This window comes from Rossellomorea sp. QJM3NY_18, from assembly GCF_056173145.1.
In genome coordinates this window covers 20,026-35,000 of record NZ_CM149659.1, presented here as the reverse complement: position 1 = coordinate 35,000, position 14,975 = coordinate 20,026, and the positions used below count along the sequence as shown (strand labels likewise).

At 43.9% G+C, this 14,975-nt stretch carries 18 protein-coding genes, 1 tRNA gene, 1 other RNA gene and 1 other annotated feature (1 of these 21 running past the window's edge); of the genes, 6 read left to right on the top strand and 14 right to left on the bottom strand.

Annotation, left to right across the window (positions count from 1 at the left end; all coding sequences use genetic code 11):
- Both feoB and AC0VXY_RS00175 read right to left on the bottom strand, forming a co-directional pair.
- Window positions 1-502: the beginning of a ferrous iron transport protein B gene (feoB, locus tag AC0VXY_RS00180; protein WP_475526577.1), read on the bottom strand. Its footprint begins 1,490 nt before the window's first position; the window shows 502 of its 1,992 coding nt (coding positions 1-502); it begins with the start codon at window positions 500-502; its stop codon lies beyond the left edge, outside the window.
- Window positions 502-729: a FeoA family protein gene (locus AC0VXY_RS00175; RefSeq protein ID WP_435988806.1), complete on the bottom strand. Its 228-nt coding sequence runs from the start codon at window positions 727-729 to the stop codon at window positions 502-504. Before AC0VXY_RS00175 ends, feoB begins: the two co-directional genes overlap by 1 nt.
- A 181-nt stretch (window positions 730-910) precedes the next feature.
- On the opposite strand from AC0VXY_RS00175, the gene AC0VXY_RS00170 reads away from it, so the two are divergent.
- The gene (locus AC0VXY_RS00170; RefSeq protein WP_475526576.1) at window positions 911-1,387 is read left to right on the top strand and encodes a PaaI family thioesterase; all 477 of its coding nucleotides are present in this window, start codon (window positions 911-913) and stop codon (window positions 1,385-1,387) included.
- A gap of 69 nt (window positions 1,388-1,456) precedes the next feature.
- On the opposite strand, the gene AC0VXY_RS00165 is transcribed toward AC0VXY_RS00170, so the two are convergent.
- The 7 genes from AC0VXY_RS00165 to tadA all read right to left on the bottom strand — a co-directional run bounded on the left by AC0VXY_RS00165 (window position 1,457) and on the right by tadA (window position 5,674).
- A complete protein-coding gene (locus AC0VXY_RS00165) occupies window positions 1,457-1,720 on the bottom strand; it encodes a pro-sigmaK processing inhibitor BofA family protein (protein WP_435988808.1) in 264 nt (87 codons plus the stop codon).
- 62 nt (window positions 1,721-1,782) lie between these two features.
- On the bottom strand, window positions 1,783-2,001 hold the full coding sequence (locus tag AC0VXY_RS00160; protein WP_034766121.1) for a YaaL family protein: 219 nt from the start codon (window positions 1,999-2,001) through the stop codon (window positions 1,783-1,785).
- Window positions 2,002-2,018: 17 nt separating this feature from the next.
- Window positions 2,019-2,615 (bottom strand): recombination mediator RecR, encoded by a 597-nt coding sequence (gene recR / locus AC0VXY_RS00155; RefSeq protein ID WP_219165802.1) that lies wholly within the window; start codon window positions 2,613-2,615, stop codon window positions 2,019-2,021.
- Between the two features lie 11 nt (window positions 2,616-2,626).
- Window positions 2,627-2,953: a YbaB/EbfC family nucleoid-associated protein gene (locus tag AC0VXY_RS00150; protein ID WP_375162873.1), complete on the bottom strand. Its 327-nt coding sequence runs from the start codon at window positions 2,951-2,953 to the stop codon at window positions 2,627-2,629.
- Window positions 2,954-2,983: 30 nt separating this feature from the next.
- Complete coding sequence (gene dnaX / locus AC0VXY_RS00145; RefSeq protein WP_475526575.1) at window positions 2,984-4,672, bottom strand: DNA polymerase III subunit gamma/tau; 1,689 nt, start codon at window positions 4,670-4,672, stop codon at window positions 2,984-2,986.
- Window positions 4,673-4,822: 150 nt separating this feature from the next.
- An RNA gene (gene ffs / locus AC0VXY_RS00140) (signal recognition particle sRNA large type) lies at window positions 4,823-5,087 on the bottom strand.
- Window positions 5,088-5,185: 98 nt separating this feature from the next.
- Entirely contained in the window at window positions 5,186-5,674 is a 489-nt protein-coding gene (gene tadA, locus AC0VXY_RS00135; RefSeq protein WP_435988812.1) for a tRNA adenosine(34) deaminase TadA, read from the bottom strand.
- A gap of 88 nt (window positions 5,675-5,762) precedes the next feature.
- Between tadA and AC0VXY_RS00130 the strand changes: the two genes are divergently transcribed.
- The 5 genes from AC0VXY_RS00130 (at window position 5,763) to AC0VXY_RS00110 (ending at window position 9,843) form a co-directional block, all read left to right on the top strand.
- Window positions 5,763-6,302, top strand: a complete 540-nt coding sequence (locus AC0VXY_RS00130; protein WP_435988813.1) for a cysteine hydrolase family protein — start codon at window positions 5,763-5,765, stop codon at window positions 6,300-6,302.
- A gap of 78 nt (window positions 6,303-6,380) precedes the next feature.
- A complete protein-coding gene (locus tag AC0VXY_RS00125) occupies window positions 6,381-7,667 on the top strand; it encodes a glycoside hydrolase family 18 protein (protein ID WP_435988814.1) in 1,287 nt (428 codons plus the stop codon).
- A 230-nt stretch (window positions 7,668-7,897) separates the two neighbouring features.
- Entirely contained in the window at window positions 7,898-8,554 is a 657-nt protein-coding gene (locus AC0VXY_RS00120) for a deoxynucleoside kinase (RefSeq protein ID WP_060675048.1), read from the top strand.
- Window positions 8,538-9,206, top strand: a complete 669-nt coding sequence (locus tag AC0VXY_RS00115) for a deoxynucleoside kinase (protein ID WP_044340684.1) — start codon at window positions 8,538-8,540, stop codon at window positions 9,204-9,206. Before AC0VXY_RS00120 ends, AC0VXY_RS00115 begins: the two co-directional genes overlap by 17 nt.
- A gap of 274 nt (window positions 9,207-9,480) precedes the next feature.
- Window positions 9,481-9,843, top strand: a complete 363-nt coding sequence (locus AC0VXY_RS00110) for a hydrolase (protein WP_475526574.1) — start codon at window positions 9,481-9,483, stop codon at window positions 9,841-9,843.
- 106 nt (window positions 9,844-9,949) lie between these two features.
- Here AC0VXY_RS00110 and AC0VXY_RS00105 read toward each other — a convergent pair.
- From AC0VXY_RS00105 to AC0VXY_RS00085, 5 genes are all read right to left on the bottom strand, one after another.
- Window positions 9,950-10,042: transfer RNA gene (locus AC0VXY_RS00105), tRNA-Ser, on the bottom strand.
- Window positions 10,043-10,157: 115 nt separating this feature from the next.
- Window positions 10,158-11,432, bottom strand: a complete 1,275-nt coding sequence (gene serS / locus AC0VXY_RS00100) for a serine--tRNA ligase (RefSeq protein ID WP_475526573.1) — start codon at window positions 11,430-11,432, stop codon at window positions 10,158-10,160.
- A gap of 50 nt (window positions 11,433-11,482) precedes the next feature.
- Window positions 11,483-11,692: a binding site (T-box leader), on the bottom strand.
- 53 nt (window positions 11,693-11,745) lie between these two features.
- Window positions 11,746-12,336 (bottom strand): pyridoxal 5'-phosphate synthase glutaminase subunit PdxT, encoded by a 591-nt coding sequence (pdxT, locus tag AC0VXY_RS00095; protein WP_435988817.1) that lies wholly within the window; start codon window positions 12,334-12,336, stop codon window positions 11,746-11,748.
- Window positions 12,337-12,347: 11 nt separating this feature from the next.
- Window positions 12,348-13,229, bottom strand: coding sequence for a pyridoxal 5'-phosphate synthase lyase subunit PdxS (gene pdxS / locus AC0VXY_RS00090; RefSeq protein ID WP_435988818.1), 882 nt, complete (start codon window positions 13,227-13,229; stop codon window positions 12,348-12,350).
- A 263-nt stretch (window positions 13,230-13,492) separates the two neighbouring features.
- Window positions 13,493-14,845 carry a serine hydrolase gene (locus AC0VXY_RS00085; protein WP_435988819.1) on the bottom strand — a complete coding sequence of 451 codons (1,353 nt, stop codon included), beginning with the start codon at window positions 14,843-14,845 and terminating at the stop codon, window positions 13,493-13,495.
- Window positions 14,846-14,975: the final 130 nt, after the last annotated feature.

The following is a 14,975-nucleotide window of genomic DNA, read 5'->3' as shown; positions in this document are numbered from 1 at the left end:
CAAGGGTAAAAAGAGAAGCCTGTTCAAGGGGGCGTTCCCGGAAGAGTTGAATGATCTCATTGCAGCCCATGCCTTTTCGGGCGATGGTAGAATAACCCTTCACCCCTAAAAGCTCTCCCAGAAGCTGCACATTCACCTTGATCCCACGCTTTTCCGCAAGGTCCATCATATTAAGGACAATCGCAGTCGGAAGATTCGTCTCCAGTAATTCAATTGTTAAATACAAACTGCGTTCCAGTTGATTGGCATTCACGATATTAAGGATTTGCCCAGCTTCTTCCTGCAATAGTGCCATCGATGCCACTCGTTCATCATGAGACAGGGGGTTGAGTGAATATACACCGGGTAAGTCAATTAACGATTGATCAGAATCCTTGATCCGACCAACCTTTTTCTCTACTGTCACTCCACTCCAGTTGCCGACATATTCATATGATCCGGTAATCTGATTAAACAAAGATGTCTTACCGGTGTTGGGATTTCCCAAGAGTGCCGTCTCCATTATATCCGTGCCCCTTTAATGCAATCTGTATCTTTTCTCCGGATCCCCACACGCTGACCTGAGCATTCCAACAGACACGGGCCACCAAACAGACAATAACGGATGACCTTGACCTTACTGCCTTCACATACTCCCATATCCTTTAATCGACGCTTAACAAATGGGTGAAGCTCTGTTAAGTCTATTATTTGAAAAGTTTCATTCCTTTGGATCTGACTTAGGTTCATTGGGTATCACCTCATATATTTGAATCGATACTGATATTCATTATCATTTATAATTCGATTTTAATAGAATTCAGCCAATTCGTAAAGGGAAGAATGAATCGCTTTCCAGTTTAAAGGGGATCGAAGGGGGCTTATAGAAGAGTATGATAGAGAAAGTTGAATCGAGAGAGGAGAATGAGATGTGAAAGAAGTTACTCGTGCAATTCAGGATGATTATCCCGATGATTTTTCGTGGTGTTACGGTTGTGGCAGACTAAATAAAGAAGGGCATCATTTCCGCACAGGGGTTGAAGGAAATCAAACCGTCACCATCTATACACCAAAGCCGGAACATACTGCTTTACCGGGTTATGTGTATGGCGGGTTGATTGCTTCTTTAATCGACTGTCACGGTACGGGTTCATCGGCAATCGCTCTTCACCATAAAAATGGCGGGGAGATCGGGGACGGTCAGGAACCTCCCCGCTTCGTGACGGCTTCCTTGCAAGTTGATTTCATGAAACCGACTCCACACAATGTTCCATTAAAAGCAGTAGGAACCGTTCACGAGGTTCATCCGAAGAAGTTTAAAGTGGAAACAGAAGTGTTCGCAGAGGGGAATATATGCGCACGAGGAGAAGTAGTGGCGGTGGTTATGCCAAAGACATTCGTCAAATAAAAAGCAGTCAAGACCCGGGTAACCTTCACCTGGGTTTTGACTGCTTTAATCATATGATTATACTGACTATTATAAAATCCACATCTGAATCACCGTAAGTCCCACTACCCCGGGAATACCCAATATCCCTGAAATAGATGAGGTGGCGACATTAATCGGAACATGAATTCCGTACTGACTTCCAAAGGCGTTCAGGAAAAATAAAAAAAGCGCTCCGATCATGACCTTCATGGCGACTTGTCCAACAAACCTTAGTGGCTTGATGGGTGTCCCCGTCGCTAACAGCAGTACGATCAGGCCACTGATCACCGCTATGACGATAACTGGATTCATACCCTTCTCTCCTCTCAACAAAAAACATATTTAGTCTCTTATTGAAAGGATATGATGGTTGTCTACCTTTTTATGACGATCTTTCTATGTTTCGCTTCTCTAAAAAGAAAAAAATATTTGGCTTCTGCAATTTTCGAATGACAATGGATGTTCAAATTATAATCCACACTCATCTCTTCTATAGAACGCTGCTGATTCCAATGATCCTTTGTTTCGTCTAAAACGTGAAGTAAGGATTGGTCATACTCTTTTTTCAGCTTTCCTTTTTTCCTGAAAAACATAGGTATCCTCTCCTTCGTTAAACGTCTCTTCTTCCTTCTAAGGCTTTCGATAACGTTACTTCGTCTGCGTACTCGAGGTCTCCGCCGACAGGAAGTCCGTGGGCGATCCTTGTGATCCGGATACCGGATGGTTTAACGAGTCTCGAGATGTACATGGCTGTCGCTTCCCCTTCGATGTTAGGGTTGGTTGCCAGGATGACTTCCTGGACTTCATCACTATGAAGTCGTTTGATGAGGTCAGGTACATTAATGTCTTCAGGTCCGATCCCGTCCATCGGGGAGATGGCTCCGTGAAGCACATGATATTGTCCGTTATATTCTTTCATCTTCTCCATCGCAATGACATCCTTGGGATCCTGCACGACACAGATGATGCTGCGGTCACGTCTTTGATCCTCACAAATATAGCAGGGATCTTGATCCGTTATGTGCCCGCAGACGGAGCAATAACTCAAGTTACGTTTTGCATTGACCAGTGCTTTCGCAAAGTCCAATACGGTATCCTCTTTCATACTGAGAACAAAAAAAGCCAGGCGGGCCGCAGTTTTCGGCCCGATTCCCGGCAGTTTCATAAAGCTGTCGATCAGCTTTGATATAGGCTCAGGATAATGCATATTTTTGCCTCCTAGAACATTCCCGGTAGGTTCATTCCTTTAGTGAACTGACCCATGGTTGAGTTCGTTAGTTCGTCCGCTTTCTTCAGTGCATCATTAGTCGCTGCAAGAACTAGGTCTTGTAACATTTCTACATCATCCGGATCAACCGCTTCTTCGTTGATTTTCACATCAATGACTTGTTTATGGCCGGACACGATGACTGTTACCATTCCGCCGCCTGCTGTTCCTTCGATTTGCTTTTCACCCAGTTCTTCCTGAGCTTCAGCCATCTTCTTTTGCATTTTTTGCATTTGCTTCATCATGTTTTGCATATTTCCATTTCCACGCATCATCATCATTACCTCCAGTTTATTATTGAAAAAATATTAATCGTTAAGTTCTATTAAATCCATACCGACAAGCTTTTCAGCTTCCGTTAAGAGAGAATCTTCTTCTTGATCCCCGCCGGGTGAATCTCCATCCTCTGGTTTCGAGTTCCGGATGAAGTCTTCCCTTATGGACATCCACTGATCTTCAGGAATTCCAATAGCCGCATAGCTATTTCCGGTTAACTCTTCCAAAATGGAAGCAATGGCTGAAGTAAAAGCTTGATTCTCCATTGCCATCTGACAATGGATATCATATTTGAATTTTAACACAAATGAGCCATTTGTTGCTGCTACAGGTTCAGCATCATTCAATAATGCCGACTGCGAACGCATCTGACGCTGATTTAAGGTTTCCACCATGTCTCCCCAGCGGCTCTTGATAAGATTTAGATCTTCTTTCGTAGCCGTCCGGAGTACTTCTTGAATCTTACCGGTAGGGGCACGGAACCCTTTCTTTGCCCTTATCGGCTTTTTGGCAGCCTGTGCAGCAGGCTCCGCTTGAACCTTGACTCCATTTGCCTTCAGCTGTTCGACCTCTTTTTCAAGAAGGTTGATCTTTTTCATCAAATCATTTACTTCCGGTGAAGAAGCCGATACCGGCGCTTCCATCTGACAAAGCTTAACGATGGAAACCTCCAGGTATATCCGGGCATGGTTCGTAAACTTCATTTCCTGACCGGCCTGATTCAGGACGTCAATGTACTGATAAATCTGTTCCGGCTGAGTACGCTCTGCCAATTCTTTGAAATCATCGTCGAGCATCACTCGTTCCAGTGATTCTTCAAGGTTCGGGGCTGTCCGGTATAACAACATGTCCCGGAAATAAAGGATGAAGTCTTCTGCGAACCTTGCAGGGTCCTTCCCTTGAAACAGGAGCTCTTCCAGGGCCCCTAAACCAGTTGTTACATCTCGTTCTAAGATAGCTTTTGCCAGGGTATTCAAGTAACCTTGAGAAACGGCTCCCGTTACCGTCAAGGCATCGTCGACTGTGACCCGACCCTGACTGAAGGAGATCGCTTGGTCGAGAAGACTGAGAGCATCACGCATTCCGCCCTCGGCTGCCCTTGCAATGATCGTCAGGGCATTTTCTTCAAAATCCACACTTGATTCTGTCGCAATATGACTCATTCTTCCCACAATATCCATGGCGGTGATCCGTTTGAAGTCAAATCGCTGACAGCGGGAAATGATTGTCAGGGGAATCTTATGGGGCTCGGTCGTCGCCAGGATGAATATGACATGTTTAGGCGGCTCCTCCAATGTTTTCAGAAGCGCATTGAATGCTCCGATGGACAACATATGGACTTCATCGATGATGTAGACTTTATACTCGACAACGTTTGGAGAATATTTGACTTTATCCCGGATGTCCCGGATCTCCTCCACCCCGTTATTGGAGGCAGCATCGATTTCTATGACATCAGGGATCGAACCGTCCGTGATCCCTTTACACGCATCGCACTCATTACAAGGTTCCGCTACAGGTGTACGTTCACAGTTAACGGCTTTTGCCAGGATCTTCGCTGCGCTCGTCTTCCCTGTTCCTCTTGGTCCCGAGAATAAATAGGCATGGGAAATCTTCTGATGAAGGAGGGCATTTTGCAACGTTTTCGTTACATGCTGCTGTCCAACTACATCAATAAATGACTGAGGACGCCACACACGATATAAAGCTTGATATGCCAAAATACTCCCCCCTCTTTTATGTACTATAGTGTTTCTATTATAACGTAATGTAAATCCCTTTTACAAAGAAAACCGGAGATCAATTTAAACCTTTGCACAAACAAAAAACTCATCCGGAAATGGATGAGTTGTTGTATATAATTGAAACTGCCGTGCACCTTTCGTCGACAAGCATCCATAGGCGTTACTCAAGCAGTTAGCTCGGCCCAGGCAACCCTGCGGCACATGGGAGCTTCCACTTAATGCTGCTTCCTTCCGGACCTGACATGGTTCATGGATTCCCATTGCGCAGGACCCAGGCGTCAACACCACTTACTTGAGGCAGGCCCTACAGAGTGCGAGCCTCGGAAAGGAATTCGGTCTCGCTGGAGCGGATTGCGAGTACAGGGCACCGCTACCTCCCCACCTAGCACGGCAAAATTGATACCATATTTAGTTGCGTCATTAGTGCGACGCAAGATTAAGTATACTAGGATATACGGTAAAAAGCAATGATGGAATGATGTAAGTTATTTACAGATCATCCATCCCCATCTTCTTCTCCCTCTTCTTTCGCTCCCTTAACCCTTTGAAAAATCGGGAAAGGATTCCACCGCACTCTTCCGACAACACTCCAGGCACTACTTCACACTGATGATTGAATCGGTCATCCTCAAGTAGATTCATTAATGTTCCAGCACAACCCGCTTTCGGATCCTTTGCCCCATAAACGACTTTCTCGATTCTCGAAAGGAGGATGGCGCCGCTGCACATGGGACAAGGTTCAAGCGTGACATAAAGTTCCGCTCCTTCGAGACGCCAAGTGCCAAGTTTTTCACAAGCCTCTTGAATAGCCAGTGTTTCAGCATGGGTGATGGCGTTTTGGCTCGTTTCCCTCAGATTATGAGCCCGGGCGATGATTTCGTCATCCATGACAATCACCGCCCCAATCGGAACTTCCTGGATGGCCGCTGCTTTCTCTGCTTCTTTCATTGCTTCTTTCATAAATCGTTCTTCTCTCATACCCATCATGTACTCCTGTAAATTTATTTCTCAATCCTTTATAAAATATGCCGATTCACACCAAACTATAGTAGAAAGGGGCTTTCACATGATACCTAACGATACTGCTCTCCTCGTCATCGATATTATGAATCCGTTCGACTTTAAACACGGGGAAACCCTGGCACAACACACCTCAAGGATTGTCGATCCCATTAACTCCCTGCGTCGCTATTGCATGAAACATCAGCTTCCTACCATCTATATTAACGACCATTATGAGCTTTGGAAAGCAGATTACAAAGAGATATACAAAAAGTGTCATAACAAAATGAGCGATAGCATCATGACACCTCTCCAACCGATGGAAGACGATTACTTTCTTATTAAACCGAAGCACTCTGCCTTTTATGGTACGGCATTAAACACGCTTCTTCACCACTTATCCGTCAAGAACCTGATCATAACAGGGATTGCCGGCAATATATGTGTACTCTTCACAGCCAACGATGCCTATATGAGAGAGTTTAACCTGATGGTTCCTGGTGACGCCATCGCTTCTGTCAGTGAAGAAGATAATCTCTACGCCTTGACGATGATGAAAAACGTATTAAAAGCAAAAATTGATCCTACCGGCAAGATTTTATAAAAATTCTAACAGAAAACATATTCAACCCTCCCTTTTCATACGCTGATTATAGTGAATGAATTAGAGGAGGGTCTGTTTATGCAAATCCATGTTGTCCAGCCGAACCAATCTTTATTTGGTATCGCTCAAGCGTATGGATCAACAGTTAACGATATAGTGGATGCAAATAAATTGCCGAACCCAAATAACTTAGTGATCGGCCAATCACTGGTCATCCCGATTATAGGAAGTTTTTATTTTGTTCAACCCGGGGATAGTCTTTGGGGCATCAGTCAAAAGACGGGCGTCCCTTATCAAGAACTGGCAAGGGTGAATGGAATCTCTCCTAATCAGCCTCTACAGGTGGGGTTTCGTTTATACATCCCCCAGAAACCTAAGGTGAAAGCTGAGTTTAATGGCTATGTTGAGCCATACGGTAAGGAAGTGGCCGCGAACCTTGAACAAAGCGCCAAGGAAGCTGCCCCCTACCTCACATATCTCGCTCCTTTCAGTTTTCAGGCGAAGCGGGATGGCACTTTGAAAGAACCTCCCCTCGGAAACCTCATTCAAACGGGGAAAGACAATAATAATGTCATGATGATGGCAATCACCAACCAGGAAGAAGGGACATTCAGTGATGAACTGGGCAGAATTCTATTAACTGATCAGAACATCCAGAATAAGTTTCTGGATAACGTTGTCCAAACCGCTAAGAAATATGGATTCAGGGATATTCATTTTGACTTTGAGTACTTGCGTCCACAGGACAAAGAAGCCTACAACCAATTTTTACGAAAGGCAAAACAGCGCTTCAATCAAGAAGGTTGGCTGCTTTCAACCGCCCTTGCCCCGAAGACCAGCGCCGATCAAAAAGGGAAATGGTATGAAGCCCATGATTACAAAGCCCACGGTGAAATTGTCGACTTCGTGGTCATCATGACGTACGAATGGGGTTACAGTGGTGGTCCCGCCATGGCAGTGTCCCCTATCGGACCGGTTCGGGATGTTCTTGAGTATGCTGTTTCCGAGATGCCTCCATCCAAGATTCTCATGGGGCAGAATTTATATGGATATGACTGGACACTCCCCTTCGTACAGGGAAGTACAGCTAAAGCCATCAGTCCTCAACAAGCAATCCAGATAGCAGCTGATAATAATGTCAAAATCGATTATGATCAAAAAGCGCAGGCACCATTCTTCAAGTACCGTGATGCAAGCACCGGAAAAGATCATGAAGTTTGGTTTGAAGATGCACGTAGCATCCAGGCTAAGTTCGACCTCATGAAAGAATTGAAATTGAGGGGGATGAGCTATTGGAAGCTTGGTCTCTCTTTCCCTCAAAACTGGCTGTTAATTTCCGACAATTTCAACGTTGTAAAAAGATAATTAATAGAAGCTGATGGATGGGTAAATCTATAAACACCTATCCATCAGCTTTTTATGTGCGTCTTCATAAAACTCCCTTACAGGAAGCCGATATAATGAAGGTGATGTGTTTTCTCTATCACAGAAAATATCCTGAACAAACCATCCATATATTGTGTTACAATAATTCCTGTCGTAATTTTTCACACTATATACGAGAAAAGATTGCCGTAATATGAGGAGGACAATTAATGGGGCGCATTCCTTTCATTACCGTTGAAGGCCCGATTGGAATAGGAAAAACCTCTCTTGCAAAAGCGATTTCCGATCATTTTCAATTTCACCTGCTTAAAGAAATCGTAGATGAGAACCCATTCTTAGATAAGTTTTATGATGACATTGAAGAGTGGAGCTTTCAAACAGAGATGTTTTTCTTATGCAATCGATATAAACAATTAGAAGATATCGAGAAACACTACTTATCTCAGAACAAATCTGTCGTTGCAGATTATCATATTCTTAAAAACATTATCTTCGCAAAACGCACGTTGAAGGATGAACAACAATTCAAGAAATACCTCAACATCTATGACATCCTGACTTCAGATATGCCGAGACCCAATGTGGTCATTTACTTGAACGCAAGCTTAGATACGCTCCTGAAGCGCATCGAAAAAAGAGGACGTGATTTTGAAAAGAAAATCAGCCCCCTTTACCTAAAGCAGCTATCACTTGATTATGAAGAATACATGAATACATTCGAAGAAACACACCCGGATATCCCTGTTCTTCGCTACAATGGCGACCACGTAGACTTCGTTCAAAACAAAGAGGATCTGGATCATATTCTTACTCAATTAGAAACTACACTGAAAAAAGGAGTTCACTATCATGAATCTTCGCACTAAATACGGGATCCCGAACAATGCCGTGATTACCATTGCCGGAACAGTCGGTGTCGGGAAATCCACCATGACAAACGGATTGGCGAACGCTTTGGGCTTCCGCACGTCATTTGAAAAAGTGGATACGAATCCATATCTCGATAAATTTTATCAGGATTTCAAAAGCTGGAGTTTCCATCTTCAAGTCTACTTCCTGGCAGAACGCTTTAAAGAACAGAAGAAAATCTTTGAATACGGTGGCGGCTTTATCCAAGACCGCTCCATCTACGAAGATACAGGCATATTTGCCCGCATGCATTATGAAAAAGGGAATATGAGTGAAATCGACTATGAAACTTATACAAGCCTTTTCGATGCCATGGTCATGACGCCGTACTTCCCACACCCTGACCTGTTGATTTACCTTGAAGGATCCATTGATAACGTCGTGGATCGCATCCGTGAGCGAGGTCGCCCGATGGAACAGCAAACGCCTGTTGCTTATTGGGAGGAAATGCACGAGCGCTATGAAAACTGGATCAATTCCTTTAACGCATGTCCCGTCCTCAGACTCGACATCAGCGAATACGACCTCGTCAACGACCAAAACTCCATCGAACCAATCGTCGAAAGAATCGGCTACTTCATAGAACAGACGAGAATGTTAAAAAGCTAATAAAGAAAAGACTACTCTGCAGTAAGAGTAGTCTTTTTTTGATGTAGCGACGAGTCGTGGTTGATTTCCGCTGCAGGTGCTCGCTTTCCGCGGGGGGTGAGTAGAGCCTCCTCGGCTCCGTCACACATTCAATGACAGAGCATTTGCAAATCATAGTTCGGGTACAACAACTTACGGAAAGAACCAGTAAGGTCTTAAAACAACACCCATCCGTTTATTTCCATTCAAAAAGAGGTATAGGTAGTAACAAATAATCGATTAAGGGGATGAAGAGATGATGGAATCGAAACAAACATATTTTGTTGATATCAGCAACGGGGATATTCTGCAGGATCCGAATCAAAACGCCAGCCCGAGCTTTCGGATATTCGCAACCCCTACAGAGGTGAACGAGCTTAAAATGCTTTTTAACGATAACTATGATGACGACATGTCGACCATGAGACGCGCTCAGGTTCCATTCCGCCAGTATCATAATTCACCAGAAGATAATCATTATGATCAATCGATGAGGGATATTTATGCAAAGATCTACCTACTGGGGGATAAAGAAGCACGCAGTCATATTACAGCGATCGGTGTACTCGAAAAGACGTCCGATCACCATGTAAGAGAAGACATAGAGAACCTTAAGTAAGAGGTACCAGGTCCTTTGACATGGGGATAAAACAAAAAAATTCGTTACATAAAATGTAACGAATTCTATCTCCAAAGTTTATGCGCGATGGTTATAAAAAAATCAATGGAGGAGGAAGGGGGATTCGAACCCCCGCGGGCTGTTACACCCCTGTCGGTTTTCAAGACCGATCCCTTCAGCCGGACTTGGGTATTCCTCCGTATCGACAAGAATTATAATAACATGGTGTATAAATGGTGTCAAGCATATTTCATAAAAAATCAAAAGAAGTCTCACGGTTTAACGCGAGACTTCTTTTTGTTGGTTTAAAGAGCTTATTTAATGACTTCCACTCCACCCATATATGGACGAAGGGCTTCTGGTACGATGACACTGCCATCTTCCTGCTGGTAGTTCTCAAGGATTGCGGCTACTGTACGTCCGATTGCTAAACCAGATCCGTTTAACGTATGCACATGTTCAGGTTTCGCGTTCGGCTCTCTTCTGAAGCGGATGTTGGCACGTCTCGCCTGGAAGCTCTCAAAGTTACTGCAAGAAGAAATCTCACGGTACGTCCCGTAACTCGGAATCCAGACTTCAATGTCGTATTTCTTGGCTGCAGTGAATCCCAGGTCGGCTGTACACATAGATAATACGCGGTATGGAAGGCCTAGCAGTTGAAGAACTTTTTCAGCGTGACCCGTTAATTTCTCTAACTCATCATAAGAGTCCTCAGGCTTCACAAAGCGCACTAGCTCGACTTTGTTGAACTGATGCTGACGGATCAACCCTCTTGTATCACGTCCTGCAGATCCAGCTTCAGAGCGGAAGTTGGCGCTGTATGCCACATAGCTTACAGGGAGCTCGTCAGCCTTCAGGATCTCATCACGATGATAATTCGTTACAGGCACTTCTGCCGTAGGAACTAAGAAGTAGTCTTCGCTCTCAATTCTGAAAGCATCTTCTTCAAACTTTGGAAGTTGACCTGTTCCCGTCATACTCGCACGATTCACAAGGAATGGAGGAATCATTTCCGTATAGCCATGCTCATCCATGTGAAGGTCCATCATGAAGTTGATAAGGGCTCTTTCAAGTCTTGCCCCAAGGCCTTTATAGAAAACGAAACGGCTTCCCGTCACTTTCCCTGCCCGTTCGAAATCAAGGATTCCAAGGCCCGTTGCCACATCCCAGTGAGGCTGTGCTTCGAAATCAAATTCCCTAACCTCTCCCCATTTACGCGCTTCAACATTATCATCTTCTGTTTCCCCGACAGGTACCGTTTCATGGGGGATATTTGGAATAGAAAGAAGGATGCGCTCAAGCTCCTCTTCGATGCCTCTTAATTCCTCATCCAATTTTTTCACCTTGGCACCGACTTCACGCATTTCCAAGATCATATCCTGAGCATCTTTTTTCTCTTTTTTCAGCTCGGCAATTTGTTGAGATACTTCATTACGCTTGCTCTTTAGATCTTCACTTTCCACAAGGAGCTCTCTTCTTCTTTTATCAAGCTCTTCAAACTTACCGAAGTCCTCCAGGTTCTCACCACGGTGTTGAAGTCTTGCTTTTACATCTTCCAGATTGTTACGTAAATACTTAATGTCTAACATGCATGTTTCTCTCCTTTTTTATAAAAAAATAAAAAACCCCCATCCCTGGTAAAAGGGACGGAGGTTTCCGCGTTGCCACCCTAATTGAAGACACTCTCGCATCTTCCTCTTAAGAGATGGTAACGGAATCACCGAAAATACCTACTTCATTCAGTACTTCACTCAAGGATGGATTCGTAAAGCTCCTGCATCGATTCTCACCGGCCATCGACTCTCTTTAGCAAGCCTTCTTTACTACTATTTCCTATCAACGATTTAAATTTTTATTGGTTATTTCATAATCTACTACAATGTTTTCCATTTTGCAATAGAATTATGCGATTGTTTTCTCCATGCTTTCCTTCACCATTTCAACGAAGAAAGCAGTCAAACGATGATCATCCGTCAATTCAGGATGGAATGAACAGCCGAGGAACTGTCCGTGGCGCGCTAGCACAATGCGTTCATTATGCTTCGCCAGGATTTCAACATCCTCTCCCGCTTCCACGATATGAGGCGCACGGATGAAGACGGCATTGAATCCTTCTCCTACATGGGCAATCGAAAGATCCGCTTCGAAGCTTTCTTTCTGACGGCCAAAGGAATTACGCTCCACCGTCACGTCCATTACCCCAAGATGAGGTTCTTCGTAACCGACGATATGCTTCGCTAAGAGAATCAAACCGGCACATGTTCCAAAAATCGGCTTCCCTGCTGCTGCAAATTGTCTTAACGGCTCCATAAAGCCATAGCGATCAATCAGCCTTCTCATGGTCGTACTTTCCCCGCCAGGCATGATAAGGCCCTGAATCTCTTCCAGTTGTTCTACACGCTTCACGACGATCGCCTTGGCACCAGAGGCTTCAATCGAACGCACATGCTCCCTGACGGCACCTTGAAGTCCTAATACACCGATGTTCAACATAGAATCACACCTTACCATCCACGATCTTGCATACGGTTTTCAGGGAGGATAGAAGAAATTTCTACACCCTTCATGGCGACACCAAGCTCTTTAGAAAGCTCTGCGATCAACTTGTAATCCTGGTAGTGAGTAGTCGCTTCTACAATCGCTCTTGCGAATTTCTCAGGGTTCTCTGATTTAAAGATACCAGAACCTACGAATACTCCGTCAGCCCCGAGTTCCATCATAAGGGCAGCATCAGCTGGTGTGGCAATTCCGCCTGCAGCAAAGTTTACAACAGGTAAACGTCCGTTTTCTTTAATTTCTAACAATAATTCGTATGGAGCTCCCAATAACTTCGCTTCTGTCATGATCTCATCTTCATTCATGCTCACTAGCTTACGTACTTGAGCATTTACCTTACGCATATGACGAACCGCTTCAACGATGTTACCTGTTCCAGGCTCACCCTTTGTACGAAGCATAGATGCCCCTTCTCCGATACGGCGGGCAGCTTCACCTAAATCACGGCATCCGCATACGAAGGGAACCGTGAAATCTCTTTTATTTAAATGGTACTCTTCATCAGCCGGCGTCAATACTTCACTTTCATCAAGATAATCAACACCCATTGATTCAAGGACTCTAGCCTCAACAATATGACCGATACGAGCCTTCGCCATTACTGGAACCGACACAGCACCCATCACTTCTTCAATAATACGAGGATCTGCCATTCTTGCTACTCCACCTGCAGCACGGATGTCTGCTGGAACTCGTTCTAGAGCCATTACCGCCACTGCACCCGCAGCCTCAGCAATCTTCGCCTGCTCTGCATTGACAACGTCCATGATCACGCCGCCTTTTTGCATCTCAGCCATACCTCTTTTTACACGATCTGTACCAGTCTTCATATCAATATCCCCCTTATATTTATCCCTTGCCTGCCCCACAACTTCCAAAAAAGGAAGAAAACGCGACTAAAACAATCGGAATGATTATGTAACCCTACTGCTAAATAAACAATAAAAATGGGCTTATGTCAAGACGAAAAGCGGAGGGGCTTTGTTCAGAGGCGACAAGCATTCCTTTAGTCCCTTTGTATAATCCCCTACAATAATTCAATTATGAAAAAACACCAAGACCTGTCCAACTTAAGTCTTGGTGTTTCACTATATTAGAACCAGCCTTTAACTGTAGAAGTAATGGAATCCCAGATGTCTCCGAAGAAGCCACCTACGGCTCTCATGGAAAGGACGAACCAGTTTGCTTTCTCGACACCATCCACTGTCACAACAGATGCTTTTGAAGCGTTTGTCCCTTTATCCGTAAGATAACCTAAATCTTTTTCACCTTTCGCTTCCAGCATGACATACCCGACCTTCTCCCCTTCTTTAACAGGAGCTGTCAGTTCGCCATCATTCAACTTCTTCTTATCCAATACAAATTTAGGCTTGTATTGATCCTCTTCACCGTTCTTAACCACCATGCTTAATGGAGAATCGGTTTTGATCTGAACTTCTTTTTCTTTTCCTTTTTGAACTGGAAGTGTTTTATGTCCTTTTACTTTGTAGTCAGCAGGGAGGACTTCTTCCATTGTAAAATTAGCAAAAGCATAATCCAACATTTTTCTCGTTTCATTAAATCGCGCATCATAAGAATTTTCTCCAGAGCTGATATCCACGTTCATCACCACTGTAATATAACGCATTCCATCTCTTTCAGCTGTTCCGGTAAAACATCCACCCGCAAAATCAGTCGTACCGGTTTTTAAACCGTCCATACCTTCATATTCACGAATCAATCCAGGCAGCATCCAGTTCCAGTTTTTCATAGGGAAAGCATCTTCAGTACCTTCAGCGAATGTTTTCTTCGCAATGCTTGATGTATCAAGAATTTCAGGGAAATCTTTCATCAACCGGTAAGCAAGTGTTGCGGTATCTTTCGCAGACATCACATTTTCTTCATCCGCTCCGCCTACTACTTGATCCACGTAAGGAGCTAAATCTTTATTATTCAATCCCGTCACATTGACAAATTTATAGTTTTCCAAGCCCAGTTCTTTGGCTTTATCATTCATCATTTTAACAAATTTCTCTTGAGAACCGGCTACAGTTTCAGCGATAGCCATCGCTGCAGCATTAGCAGATTCAATCGCCATAGCCTCATACAAATCTTTGAGTTTATATGTACCTTCTTCTCTTAATGGAACATTACTCAGATTATCATTATGGGACATATTCGAAATTTTTGTCGGAACCGTGTATGTCTGATCCCATTTCACTTTACCTTCTTTAACCGCTTCAAGTAACACGTACTCCGTCATCATCTTTGTCATACTTGCAATTCCTTGAGCAGTATCGGAATTCTTTTCATACAGAATCTTACCTGTACTTGCTTCTACTAAAATCGCAGCTTTTGCGTTTACGTCCAAGTCACCTTGAGCATTGGCAGGTTTCTGCACCATACTCATTGCCATCATACAAACCATCATACAAACAAAAGATTTTTGAATCCAACTTCTTTTCACTGTTAGCCCTCCAAGATTTTATGTACACCTTCGTTATTTTAACATAGTTCCAAAGGTAAGAATAGACAGAGAATATGACTAGTTTTGGCATAGGTCAAGGGACTTGCGGCCTCTTAAAAAAGACGGAGAA